Here is a 12,960-nt window from a genome sequence, read left to right on the forward strand (position 1 = left end):
CTAGCGGGTGATCGACAATTCGGCCGGGGCTCCGGTCAGCGTGCGTTTCGGCGAGCAGGTGATGATCATGATCGCCAGCGTCAGGATGTAGGGCGCGGCGTTGAAGAGGTGATAGCCGGAGGTAACTCCGACCGATTGCAGTGCCGGTCCGAGCGCCGCGGCGCCGCCGAAGGCGAGCGAGGCCCAGAGGCAGAGCAGAGGATCCCAGCGCGCGAAGATCACGAGCGCCACCGCCGTGATGCCCTGGCCCGAGGACAGGCCCTCGTTCCAGCTCCCGGGATAGAACAGCGACAGGAAGGAGCCGCCGATGCCGGCGAGGAAGCCGCCGACCATGGTCGCGCGCAGGCGGATCAGCAGCACGGAGTGGCCCATTGCACGCGCGGCGTCTGAGCTCTCGCCCGCGGTGCGGATGAGCAATCCCCAGCGCGTGGTGCGGAAGGCCCAATAGAGGATCGGTGCCAGCGCGACGCCGATCAGGAACAACACGTTGACGCGTAGCGCGGCGCGGAACTGCGGGATGTCGCTCCACCAGCCGAAATCGATCGCGGGCAGCCGCGGCGCGGTCGGTTCGATCAGAGGCTTGCCGAGATAGAAGGCGAGGCCGGTGCCGAACAGCATCAGGGCGATGCCGACCGCGACGTCGTTGACGCGCGGCAGCGAGCAGATACCGGCGTGCAGCGCGCCCAAAAGGGCGCCGGTGACGCCGGCGGCAAGCACGCCCAGCCACGGCGATCCCGTGAGGTAGGAGATCCCGTAGGCGCTCATCGCGCCCATCACCAGCGTGCCTTCGAGGCCGAGATTGATGCGCCCCGAGCGCTCGGTGATGCACTCGCCCAGGCTCACGAACAGGAAGGGCGTGGAGACGCGGATGGCGCCGCCGAGCACGGCGAGCGGGACGGTCCAGAGTCCGATCGATCCGTCTGCCATCTCAGGACTTTCCCTTCAGGAAACCGATGCGGCCGTAAAGCGCATCACTGGCGAGCACGAAGACGAAGATGATGCCCTGGAGCACCAGGACGGACGCGTCGGGCAGTCCCAGGCGGCGCTGCAACAGGCCGCCGCTGGCGCTGATACCGCCGAGCAGGATCGCGACGGGGATAATTGCGAGGGGATTCTGCCGCGCCAGGAAGGCGACGAGAATGCCGGTGAAGCCATAGCCGGCCGCGAGATTGGCGTTGGTACGGCCCTGCACCGCAGCGACCTCGACCATGCCGGCAAGTCCCGCGGCACCGCCGGCGAGGAAGCAGATGGTCAGGATGAGCTTGCTGACATCGAGGCCGACGATCTTGGCGGCGCGGATGTTGCCGCCTGCCACGCGCGCGGCGAAGCCAAACACGGTGTGATAGATCAGGATGTAGGCCGCGATCGCGGCGATCAGGCCGAAGATAAGGCCCCAATGCACATCGGTACCGGGAATGCTGCCGATCATGTTGGCGGCGCCGATCTCGCGGGTCGACGGCTTGTTGAGGCTCGCGGGATCCCGCATCATGCCTTCAACGAGGTGATTGAGAATCGCGAGCGCGATGTAGACGAGCAGCAGGCTCGAGATCGTCTCGTTGACGCCGCGATACTGCCGCAGCGCGCCTGCCAGCATGATCCACAAGCCGCCGCCGATGATGCCGGTGATGATCATGGCGATCTGTACGACGAGCGGCGGCATGCCCTGAAATAACAGTGCGGCGCTCGTCGCCGATAGCGCGCCGATTAGCAATGCGCCTTCGCCGCCGATGATGACCATGCCGAGTTGCGCCGGCAGCGCCGTGCAGAGCGCGGTGAGGATGAGGGGCGCGGCACGCGTCAGCGTATTCTGCCAGGAGAACCAGGTGCCGAAGGCGCCGTAGTACATGTAGAAATAGAGGTCGAGCGGGTTCTTGCCGAACAGCGTGACGAAGATGCCGAAGACCACGAGCGCGCCGGCAAGCGCCGCGCCCGGGATCAGGACATATTCGATCGTGCCGCCGTGGCGTTGGAGAAGGCCGGGGTCGGCGGCCGGGGCAACTGTCCCGACCGCCTCGACAGAATCCGCCGCTTCCGATGTCACGAAGTCGCTCCGATCACGCCCTCGACGAGGTAGTCCATCTTCTCGAGTTCGGGATCCTTCTGCCCGCGATCGGTGCCGGCGGCGATCACCATCTTGCCCTTGTTGTCGACCAGCCCGCCCTTGAAGATGGCGTAGCCTTCGGCCGAGAGGAATTTTGCCTTGACCTCGTCGGCGTGCTTGCGCGCCTCGGCCGAGACGGCTTCGCCATAGGGCGAGGTCTTGACGATCTCCTCCTTGAGGCCGCCGCGATAGAAGTTCGGGATGCTTTCGCCGGCGGCGATCATCTTGACGAACTTCGGATAGAGCGCTTCCCAATTCCATTCCGCGCCGGTGAGATACGCCTTGGGCGCGAGCGGCGACTGGTTGGTGTGATAGCCACAGACGAAGGCGCCGCGGCGGGCGGCGTTCTCGACCATGGTCTTGGGGCCGTCGACGTGGCAGGTGAGCACATCGACGCCCTGGTCGATCAGGCTGTTGGTGGCCTCGGCTTCCTTGACCGGCATCGACCAGTCGCCGGTGAAGATCACCTGGGTGGTGGCCTTGGGATTGGCGAGCTTGGCGCCGAGGGCGAAGGCGTTGATGTTGCGCAGTACCTGCGGGATCGGCTTAGCCGCGACGAAGCCGAGTTTGCCGCTCTTGGAGGTGTAGCCGGCGACAATGCCCGAGATGTACTGGGCTTCGTCGATATACCCGAAATAGCTGCCGGCGTTCTTCGGATCCTTGTCGGTCCAGAGGCCGCCGCAGTGCTCGAAGCGCAGCTTCGGGAACTTGTTGGCCATCTTGATCATGTGCGGATTGTAGTAACCGAACGAGGTCGGGAAGAGCAGGGTGGCGCCGTCGAGGTTGATCATGGACTCGATCGTCTTCTCGACCGCGTCGGTCTCGGGCACCTTCTCTTCCTCGACGACCTTCAGTCCGGGAATCTTCTTCAGCGCCGCCGCACCCTGCGCGTGTGCCTGGTTGTAGCCGTAGTCGTCGCGCGAGCCGACATAGATGAAGCCGATGGTCGTGTCTGCCGCGAAGGCCGAGCGGGCGCCGGCCGCCGCACCGAGGGTGAGGGCGGCACCGCCCTGCAACAAGTGACGTCGTGAAATCCTGCCAATATCCATTGCTTGCTCCCCTTGGCGGCTGGGCCGCCTCAATCTCGCGGCTGCGCCGGTCTGGCAGAGCCTGGAACTGGATGTCGCAAGCTTCATGCCAGAGGCGCTGGAACGGGCATTTCGGGATAGTAGATTGAAAAATATGAGATATATCTGCTGCTGAAATCCTGATCAGAAAATCTGACGATTAAATTATGAGCAGTATTGTGGAATTGTATGCAAGGTAGTTAAGCAGCCTTAACCAGCTCTCACGTGTGCACGAGGAGACGAGGGCGGTCGGCCGACCACACGCATTCATGCTAACCACGCGCTGAGTTGAAGCGGCGCCGGCGGCCTGAATTCGCTGGCACCGAACTTGTATCGATTGGGGATACGACCGCGGCGCGGTCTCCGGATGGAAAGCTTGAGCGAGATGGTTGCCGTGACTGCCGTTGAACATGCATCGCTCGGTGAGGAGATCGTGCGTCGGATCAACGAGCTCGCGGCGATCTCGGAAGAAGACGGCAAGCTCACGCGTATCTACCTCACCAAGGAACTGCGCATGGCCTCGGAGCTCATCCTCGGCTGGATGCGTGAGGCCGGCATGAGCGCGCATCTCGATGCGATCGGCAATGTCTGCGGCCGCTACGAAGGCGAGCGTCCGGGGGCACCCGTCCTGATGCTCGGCTCGCATTACGACACGGTGCGTGACGCCGGCAAATGGGATGGGCCGCTGGGCGTGATCACGGCGATCGCCTGCGTCGCCGATCTCAACCGCCGCGGCAAGCGCCTGCCGTTTGCGGTCGAGGTGGTCGGCTTTGCCGACGAGGAAGGCGTGCGCTTCGCCTCGACCCTGCTCGGCAGCCGCGCGGTCGCCGGCACCTTTGACGAGAGCGTCTTGAACACGCGCGACCGCGACGGCGTATCGATGCGCGATGCGCTTATCAAATTCGGCCTCGACCCCGATCACATCGGCGCGGCCGCGCGTGCGCGGCGCGAACTGCTGGCCTATCTTGAATTGCACATCGAGCAGGGGCCGGTGCTGGAAGCCCGGAATCTCCCTGTCGGCGTCGTGACTGCGATCGCGGGTGCGACGCGGCTGGCGGCGCAGCTCACCGGCATGGCGGGGCACGCCGGCACCGTGCCGATGGCGCTGCGCCGTGACGCGCTCAGCGGTGCTGCCGAATGCATTGGCGCGATCGAGCAATTTTGCCGGACCGACGAGGGCGGCCTGGTTGGCACCGTCGGTTATATCCAGGCGAGGCCCGGCGCGACCAATGTCATTCCGGGCGAAGTATCCTTCACCATCGACATGCGCGCGCCGACCGATATGCATCGCAAGCGCGCGGTCGCCGACGTCGTCCGCCAGATCGAAGCCATCGCGAAGCGCCGCCAACTGGCGCTTCAGCTCGATGTCACCCATGAGAATCGCACCGCACCTTGCGCGCCCTGGCTGAAGGATCAGATCGCAGAAGCGATCGCCGCCGAAGGCTTTTTCGCCTTCGAATTGCCGAGCGGAGCAGGGCACGACGGCATGGCGATGATCGATATCGCCGATGTCGGCATGATCTTCGTCCGCTGCCGCGGCGGTATCAGCCATCATCCCGATGAGCATGTCGAACTGGCCGATGCCGGCGCCGGCGCGCGGGTGCTGCTGCGGGTGATCGAGAATTTCAGGCCGCGGGATCGCGCCGGCGCGGAGTGACGATCGGGAGCCTGCATGTCATCGGGGCGAGACACGAATCAGTCATCCTGAGATTGGTGACCGGCCATCGCCGGAATCATGAGACATCAGGCGCGAATGAATAGCGATACTGCCTTGCCGTCACATCGCGGAAATCGATTTTACCAGGGCGCCGCGGCGACTTTTGTCGCCAACGCTCTTCAGGCGGTCAATTTTCTCGGTGATCGGTTCCTGAGGAAGTCGCATCATTCCTTGTCGGGCATCGAGGACCTCTATCGGCACGCGATGGACAGCGCCTTCTCGGCGACCGAGCCGTTCCTCGTCACGGGCGCACCGCACGCCTCAGCCTATTACCCGCGCGACTTTGCCTGGTTCTATCCCGACGTCCTCGATCCCGAGACCATCATGGATGCGCAGGACGCGGTGCGCCGGGCGCGCCTGCTCGAAAAGAGCGTGCGCCTGTTGCTGGAGGCAGTTCGCGCTGACGTCGTCACCACAACCATCGTTCCGGCGGGACGAGGCCGGTATCTCGGCGTCAACTATTTCTCGCTGCCTTCGGATACGCTGCTCGGCATTTTCGCCGGCCTCCGGCAGATGCTCTCCGCCGAGGAGCGGGCGTCGTCCTATCTGGCGGTGTCGCAATGCGCGCATGCCGGTCGTTTGTTGCTGGCCGAATACGCTGGCGATCTGAAGCGCGCGATCCTGAAGCTCGCGAGCGAGCTCGAGCCGTTCGAAGCTGACGGCGCCGGATATTTGCTGTGCGATGCCGCCAGGCCGCGCTCTGCGGCGACGGACACCCGCGCCGAGCGCCGGCGTTTTGTCACCAATGCCTGCGTCTACACGACTTTTATGTGGGCCGTGCAGCTCGGTGTGGTCGACGAAAACGAGCTGAAGCGGCTGCTCGGGCGCGATCTTGGACAGTACAAGCGGGACCTGCTCCGCCTGTTCGGCAAGGATGGCTATATCAGGCATTCGCTGGACGGACCGGCTGGCCCGCCGGTGTCCCTGGTCGCGCTGGATTTCGTCAGCGTGCATCGCGGCTTCTGGAATATGAACGATGCCAGCGAGCGTGCGTTGTTTGCGGCCACGACGGATTTGATCATTGCCGAGCCGCGTTTCCGCATCCCCACCACGTTCCACTTCCTGGTGTCTGCGGATAATCCGCGCAACAAGATGATCCACAAGATGGCGGCGCCGGCCTATCAGGGGCGCTCGTCCTGGCCGACGTTTAACGTCGAGTTCGCGGACCGCATGCTGGACTTTGAGGAGTTCGCGGGGAGCGATACCTACCGCGCCTGCGCGCAAGGGATATTGAAGGACATTCGCACCGCGACCGAAGTCCACGGCGGCTATCAGGAGCTGATCTCCGAGCACGGCCTGAAATATCGCACCTGGGCCTACAAGGGCGCGGTGGCCCATTCCTGGTTTCCGCGCTTCCTGTCGGTCTGGAGGAGGGCGTATGGAACGCCGCTCCTGCCGTGGAATGACTGATCCGCGGGCGCTATCCCTCAGTCACATCCACGAGTTCGCCGCCCCCGAGAACCTTGGTTGCCTTGGCGCGGTCGAGGTCGCCTTCCCAGGCAGCCACGACGACCGTGGCAACGCAATTGCCGATGAGGTTGCCGACGGCGCGGGCCATGCCGATGAACCAGTCGACCGACAGCACCAGCACGAGGCCGATCGCCGGAATGCTCGGCACTGCGTTCAGCGTCGCGGCCAGGATCACGATCGCCGATCCCGGTACGCCGTGCGCGCCTTTTGACGTGATCAGGGAGACGCCGAGTACCAGCAGAAGATCGCCGAAGGACAGCGGCGTGTTGGTGGCCTGCGCGATGAAGACGACGGCAAGCGTCAGATAGATCGAGAAGGCGTCGAGGTTGAAGGAATAGCCGGTCGGGATGACGAGCCCGACGACGGAATCCTTCACACCCATGCGCTCCAGCTTCTTCATGATCTGAGGAAGGACCGCGTCGGAGGAGGCGGTCGCAAGCACGATGGTCAGCTCCTCGCGGAGGTAGGAGAGGAACTTGAGGATATTGATGCCGGCGAGTGCCATCACGCTGCCGAGCACGCCGAGCACGAAGATGCCGACCGAGACGTAGAACAGCATCACCAGCGAGACGAGCTGCTTCAGCGAGCCGACGCCATATTTGCCGACGGTGTAGGCGACCGCGCCGAGCACGCCAAGTGGGGCAACCCGAACAATGAGCCCCATGACGCGGAACAGCACGGTCGAGGCCGCATCGATGATCGAGGTGACGAGCTTGCCCTTCTCGCCGCCGACCAGTGCGAGACCGACGCCGAACAGCACGGCGAAGAAGAGCACCTGGAGCACGTCATTGCGTGACAGCGCGTCGAACGAAGTGCTGGGGATCACGTTGAGCAGGAAGGAGCCGATGCCGGCGCCTTGCAGCTTGTGGGCATTGTCGGCGTATGTATTGAGTGCCTTGGCATCGAGCGTCGAGGGGTCGATGTTCATGCCGTGGCCAGGGCCGAAGAGGTAGGCGAGGATGAGCCCGACCACGAGCGCCACGGTGGTCATGACCTCGAAATAGAGCAACGCCTTGACGCCGACCCGGCCGACTTTCTTGAGATCTCCGGCGCCGGCAATGCCGTGCACGACGACGCAGAACACGATTGGCGCCACGATCATCGAGATCAGCTTCAGGAAGGCGTCGCTGAGGATCTTGAGGCTGATGGCGAAGTCCGGGGCGACCACGCCGAGGATGATGCCTAGGATCAGCGCCGCCAGGACCTGGACGAACAGCGAGGCGTAAAGTGGTTTGGGCTCTGCGGCCGGCTCGGCGGCAATGGTCGACATGACAAATCCCCGATTCTGACGACGTTTCATCCCCAAAAGGAGCAACTAACGTGCCAGATTGTCGCGGACTATCCAGGAAAACGGCTCGTTCTCCGGCCTGGTACGGCGCCGATCGCTACGCCATGTCGGAGCCTGCGGCTCTCACTCCGCCGCCTTCGCAGTCTTGCCGAACATGCGAGCCGGTGCCGGGAAGCCGCAGGAGGTGCCGTCGGTGACCTTGACCTGGTCTTCCCATGGCAGCCGGTAGGTGCCCGCGACCATGTCCTGCATGAAGGTGTAGGGGCAGTCCATCGCGCCGCCCTTCACCGCGACATAGCCGCGGTGCCAGATCTGATAGATGTTGTTCTCGACGCCCCAGTTGATGCGGGCCTCGCGCACGAGGTCGGGCCGGACCTCGGCGGTGATGATCTCATCGGCGCGGCCATTAGTGCCGTGCGCCAGCACGGTGCCGTCGAAATTGACGATCATGCCTTCGCCCATGGAATCGAACGAGCCATCGCTGCCGCACATGCAGACGTTGGCCGTGACCATCAGGTTCTGGAATGAATTGGCCTGGTTGGTGAAGCGCCAGGCCTCGCGGATCGGCGCGGTGTAGCCCGCGGTCCGGATCATGATTTCCGCGCCCTTGTAGGCGCATTCGCGCGCCATTTCCGGGAACATGCCGTCATGGCAGATGATGAGCGCGATCTTCGCGCCGTTCGGTCCCTCGGCCACGGGAATGCCGAGATCGCCCGGCTCCCACGGCTCGACCGGAATCCAGGGATGGAGTTTTCGGTAATAGAGCTTGATCTCGCCGTGATCGTCGATGATCAGGCCGGAATTGTAGGGATTGCCATGCGGGTTGAACTCCATGATGGAGAAGCAGCCCCAGATCTTGTTGTCGATGCAGGCGTTCTTGAACGCCGCGACCTCGGGTCCGTCGAGCCGGCACATGATCTCGGGATTGGTGTCCATCGAGAGGCCGTGCAGCGAGTATTCGGGGAAAACCACCAGATCCATGGTGGAGAGATTGCGGCGTGCCTTCCCGACCATCCAGACGATACGCTCGGTCTGCTTCGCCAGATCGGCCCGGGTCACGACGACGGGCAACTGCAATTGAACCAGCCCGATGACCACGCCCTCAGGCGATTTGTTCAACCCGCCAAGCCCGTTCATGATCAGCTCCCTCCGTCGGCTTCCTTGCCGTCTGCGCGACGCCGTTGCGCGCAATTCTCGGCAGATCAAATCCGATTTTGGCAACGCGCAAAAGTCCATTTTTCAGGCGGCAGGCATAGCCGCGCGCGCATGGGACGCCCGGCCCCAGAGCATGCCGACGCCCATTGTCGCGGCGGGGTGTGCCTCAAGTCTCGGCTTGACCCTCCAATCCGGCTGATGTCAGACTTATGACATGAGTACAGCAAAGCGACACGGCGCCAGCCTTCGCGACGAATATGCCGGGATGACGCGGCAGCGCATCGTCGCGGCTTTTGTCGAGGCGCTGGAGGACGAGGCCGCCGACGACATTTCCATGGCTGCGGTCGCGAAGCGCGCAAAAGTTGCCGAGCGAACCATCTATCGGCACTTCAAGACCCGCGCTGAGCTGTTTGCGGCGGCCGGCGAGTGGATCGAGGACAACGTCTTCAGCTATATTCCCTTCACCTCGCCCGACGAACTGCCGGAGATTTTCCGCAAGCTGTGCAAACGGTTCGACCGTCATCCGCATCTGGCGCGTGCGATTGCGATGACGCGCGCCGGCCGCCGAGTCCGAGCCGGCTTCCGGCGGCACTTGATCGATCAGCATCGTAAGGCGATGGCGCCGCTGGCGCGGCATCTCCCCGCAAAAGAGGTCCGCCAGGCGGAGGCGGTCGCCTCCTATCTCAACAACGTGCTGGCCTGGAATGCGATGCGTGAGGACTTCGGCATGTCCAGCGCCGAGATCGCCGCCACGGTCGAGTGGGCGCTCACGACCCTTTTGAACGATGTCCGTCAGCGCGATGCCGCTGCGGCGCGCAACGGCAAGGCTGGCAGGTTGCCGCGCAGGCGAACCACTGCGCGCGAAAGCACCGGCGCAGAGTGAGGCAGGCCATGAATACAATTCCCGACGATCTCCTGATCAACGCGCCCGACGAGGTTCGCATCCGCCAGGACCTGGTGCTGACGGCGCTCGGCCGCCGCCCGGCCGATCGCTGCTTGCGGGTCGGCAGATTGCTCGATGTGCACAGCCGCAGCTGGAGCGAGGATCAGGAGATCGTCTTCAAGGGCCGGCGCATCGCCTGGGTCGGGCCAGCCGGCAGCTATCCCGGCGAGGTCGCGAGAGCGTGCATCGGCCGGATCTGGCGGCCGTCCCCGGATTCGGCGAGGTGCACAAGCACATCGAAAGCTCGCATCTGACGCCGGAATGGGAGGCGGCGCTGGTGCTGCCGCATGGCAATACCTGGACCTGCGAAGCGAGCCACGAGTTCTCCAACGTCAACGGTGCGCGCAATCTCGAATTCTGGTTCGAGGCACGCCGCCGCGGCTCGCCGCTCAAGATCTTTCCTCAGCCGGGATCGGCGGTGCCGCCGACCGCCTATGAATGGGGTGGCGGCTGGTATGGCCACGACGAGCAGGCTCGCTTCATGGGCGAGAGCCTGATGGTCACGGGGCTCGACGAAGTCATGGATTGGCCGGCGGTGTGGAATCCCGACAATCCGTCCTACAACCGGCTCTGGGGCATGATCGAGGCGACGTTCGCAGCGCGCGGCGTCGTCGAAGGCCACGCCTCCGGCCTACGAGATTTGCCCTCCATCAACGCCTTTGCCGCGGCGGGGCTCGCCTCCGACCACGAAGTGCAAACGCCGGAGGAGACCTGGGACAAGCTCACCCGCGGCCTGTTCGTGGAGCTGCGTGTCTACGCGATGGATGAGATCGTGAAATGGCTGCTCGCGAAGGGCCTGCAGGACTGGTCGCAGATCGCATTCACGACGGATGACCGCAGTGCCAGCCACACGCTCGAGCTCGGTGCCAGTGATCACAATGCGCGGGTCGCGATCGAGGCCGGTCTTGCGCCTGAAATTGCAATCCAGTGTCTCACGATCAACCCGGCGCGGCATATGCGCCTCACACCGTTCGTCGGGAGCCTGGCTCCAGGTCGTTTCGGCGACGTCGTGCTGCTCTCGGACGTCAACAAGCTTGCGATCGCCGAGGTGTGGGCCGATGGCGCGCAGGTCTCCAAGGGCAAGCGCTATCTTGGTCAGGTGCCTGAAATCCAGTGGCCGGATTGGGCAACGAAGACGATCAACATCAAGCGCTCGATCAAGCCTCAGGATTTCGAACTGCCGGCCGAGCCTGGCCGTACCACGATGAAGGCGGCGGTGATCCGTCCCTTCCATTGGCATCCGGAATTCTACACCCTCGAGCTGCCGGTACGTGACGGTGCCGTGCAGCGAGACGAGAGCGAGGCCATCACCAAATTCGCCATCGTCGATCGCTTTTCCGGCGATGGGCGCATCGCAAAGATGTTTTGGCGGGGCTGTGGTCCGCGCACGCCGGAGACGGCTGTCGCCTGCTCGGTGGCGCACGACAAGCACAACATCTGGGTGGTCGGCTCGTCCGACGCGGCGATGGCAAAGGCGGTCAACGCGCTGATCGAGATTCAGGGCGGCTGGGCGCTGGTGCGCGAGGGCGAGCTCGTCGCCACCGTGCGTTTCGAGGTCGGCGGGCTGATGAGCTGTCGTTCGGCGCAGGCGCTCGATGCCGAGATGCAGGCGCTCTATGCGGAAGGTCGCAAGGTCGACTGGATGTACGAGCCGACGTTCCGGCCGCGCTGGTATCCGGGATTTCCAGAGAGGCTCATGTTTGCGACGCTGACCTGTGCGCCCTGGAGCTGGGTGCTGGTAGCGCCGTGCGAGCAGGCGCCGCTCGGCTTCATCAATGTGCAGACCGGCGAAGCGCACCCTGTGGTCTGGTAGGGGAGAACTGGGATGAACGAGATGACGAAGCCGCAAGCCGCTCCCGCCGACCCGGCACCGGGCGCAGCCGCGGGACTGCTTGATCGCACCTTTGGCCTCACCGAGCGTGACACCAGCATCGGCCGCGAGGTGATGGCCGGCGCGACGACGTTCGCGGCGATGGCCTATATCATCGCCGTCAACCCTGCCATCATGTCCAACGCCGGGATGGACCGTGCCGATCTCGTCAGCGCCACGGCGCTCGCCGCGATCGTCGGCTCGGTGATGATGGGGCTGTGGGCCAATCTGCCGCTTGCGGTGGCGCCGGCGATGGGCTCGAACGTCATCTTCACCTATGTCATCGTCAAGCAGATGGGCATGCCCTGGCAGGGCGCGCTCGCAATGGTCGCTTTGACAGGCGTGCTGTTCCTGATCCTCAGCCTGTCGAAGCTGCGCGAGAAAGTCGCAAAGGACGTGCCGGAAGCGCTGAAGATCGGCATCCAGGCGGCGGTCGGCACCCTCATCGTCTTCATCGCGCTCCGGGGTGCCGGATTCGTGGTCCAGAACCCGTCGACCTACATCGCCATGGGCTCCCTGCGCAGCCCGCCGGTGCTGCTGACGCTGTTCGGCCTCGTGCTCACGCCGGTGTTGGTCGCGCGCCGGGTGCCGGCGGCGCTGATCTTGTCGATCGCGGTGCTCACGCTGATCGGCTTCTTCATCCCGGGCACAAACGGCAGGATGGTGACGTCGGTGCCATCAGCCATCATGGCGTGGCCGCGCTGGCCGACCAGCACCTTCATGGCGCTCGACATCGGCTATCTCTTCAGCCATTTCGTCGTTGCGCTGCCGCTGCTGTTCTATTTCCTGTGCGCCGAATTCTTCTCGACGCTGGGCACGCTGATCGGCGTGACGGGGGCCGCCAATTTGCGCAAGCCGGACGGCTCAATCCCGAATGCCACCGCCGCATTTGCGACCGATGCAACGGCTTCAATCGTCGGGCCGCTGCTCGGAACCTCCGTCGTCACCGCCTATATCGAATCCATCACCGGCGTACAGGCCGGCGGTCGCACCGGCCTGACTTCGTTGACCGTCGCGGGGTTCTTCTTCCTTGCGCTGTTCTTCTGGCCGATCTTCGTCATCATCCCGCCGCAAGCGACCGCGCCCGCACTGGTGCTCGTCGGTGTACTCATGATGCAAGGACTTGCCCGCATCGACATGACCGATCTCGTCAATGCGGTTCCGATCGTGCTGACGCTGCTCGTCACCGTGCTGACCAACAACCTCATCAACGGAATGGCGCTGGGCACGTTGAGCTACATGTCCCTGGAAGTGGCGGTCGGCCGGGGGTCGCAGATTCCGGCGATGGTGTGGGGACTCGGAGTCGTGTTCATCGCTTACGCGATCGTGATCGCACAGATCTTTTGAGC

General features: G+C 64.1%; 9 protein-coding genes and 1 pseudogene. 5 read left to right on the forward strand and 5 right to left on the reverse strand.

What is annotated here, in order from left to right:
- From ACTGJ9_RS17870 to ACTGJ9_RS17880, 3 genes are read right to left on the reverse strand one after another with little or no spacing between them, the layout of a single operon-like run.
- Complete coding sequence (locus tag ACTGJ9_RS17870; RefSeq protein ID WP_456678108.1) at positions 1-927, reverse strand: ABC transporter permease; 927 nt, start codon at positions 925-927, stop codon at positions 1-3.
- A 1-nt stretch (position 928) separates the two neighbouring features.
- On the reverse strand, positions 929-2,041 hold the full coding sequence (locus tag ACTGJ9_RS17875; protein ID WP_456678109.1) for an ABC transporter permease: 1,113 nt from the start codon (positions 2,039-2,041) through the stop codon (positions 929-931).
- Entirely contained in the window at positions 2,038-3,150 is a 1,113-nt protein-coding gene (locus ACTGJ9_RS17880) for a BMP family ABC transporter substrate-binding protein (protein ID WP_456678110.1), read from the reverse strand. Before ACTGJ9_RS17880 ends, ACTGJ9_RS17875 begins: the two co-directional genes overlap by 4 nt.
- 403 nt (positions 3,151-3,553) lie before the next feature.
- Between ACTGJ9_RS17880 and ACTGJ9_RS17885 the strand changes: the two genes are divergently transcribed.
- Together ACTGJ9_RS17885 and ACTGJ9_RS17890 are read left to right on the forward strand one after the other, a co-directional pair.
- A complete protein-coding gene (locus tag ACTGJ9_RS17885) occupies positions 3,554-4,825 on the forward strand; it encodes an allantoate amidohydrolase (protein ID WP_456678567.1) in 1,272 nt (423 codons plus the stop codon).
- A gap of 96 nt (positions 4,826-4,921) precedes the next feature.
- Positions 4,922-6,295: a hypothetical protein gene (locus ACTGJ9_RS17890; protein ID WP_456678111.1), complete on the forward strand. Its 1,374-nt coding sequence runs from the start codon at positions 4,922-4,924 to the stop codon at positions 6,293-6,295.
- Positions 6,296-6,305: 10 nt separating this feature from the next.
- Here the strand turns inward: ACTGJ9_RS17890 and ACTGJ9_RS17895 are convergent, their stop codons facing one another.
- Together ACTGJ9_RS17895 and ACTGJ9_RS17900 are read right to left on the reverse strand one after the other, a co-directional pair.
- Positions 6,306-7,625 carry a dicarboxylate/amino acid:cation symporter gene (locus ACTGJ9_RS17895; protein ID WP_456678112.1) on the reverse strand — a complete coding sequence of 440 codons (1,320 nt, stop codon included), beginning with the start codon at positions 7,623-7,625 and terminating at the stop codon, positions 6,306-6,308.
- Between the two features lie 141 nt (positions 7,626-7,766).
- Positions 7,767-8,780, reverse strand: a complete 1,014-nt coding sequence (locus tag ACTGJ9_RS17900) for a formamidase (RefSeq protein ID WP_456678113.1) — start codon at positions 8,778-8,780, stop codon at positions 7,767-7,769.
- 232 nt (positions 8,781-9,012) lie between these two features.
- Between ACTGJ9_RS17900 and ACTGJ9_RS17905 the strand changes: the two genes are divergently transcribed.
- The 3 genes and pseudogenes from ACTGJ9_RS17905 (at position 9,013) to ACTGJ9_RS17915 (ending at position 12,958) form a co-directional block, all read left to right on the forward strand.
- Positions 9,013-9,681, forward strand: a complete 669-nt coding sequence (locus tag ACTGJ9_RS17905; RefSeq protein ID WP_456678114.1) for a TetR/AcrR family transcriptional regulator — start codon at positions 9,013-9,015, stop codon at positions 9,679-9,681.
- An 8-nt stretch (positions 9,682-9,689) separates the two neighbouring features.
- Positions 9,690-11,554: pseudogene (locus ACTGJ9_RS17910) on the forward strand (adenine deaminase).
- A 12-nt stretch (positions 11,555-11,566) separates the two neighbouring features.
- On the forward strand, positions 11,567-12,958 hold the full coding sequence (locus ACTGJ9_RS17915; protein ID WP_456678115.1) for an NCS2 family permease: 1,392 nt from the start codon (positions 11,567-11,569) through the stop codon (positions 12,956-12,958).
- Positions 12,959-12,960: the final 2 nt, after the last annotated feature.

The organism is Bradyrhizobium sp. RDM12 (assembly GCF_051917485.1).
GTDB lineage: Bacteria > Pseudomonadota > Alphaproteobacteria > Rhizobiales > Xanthobacteraceae > Bradyrhizobium.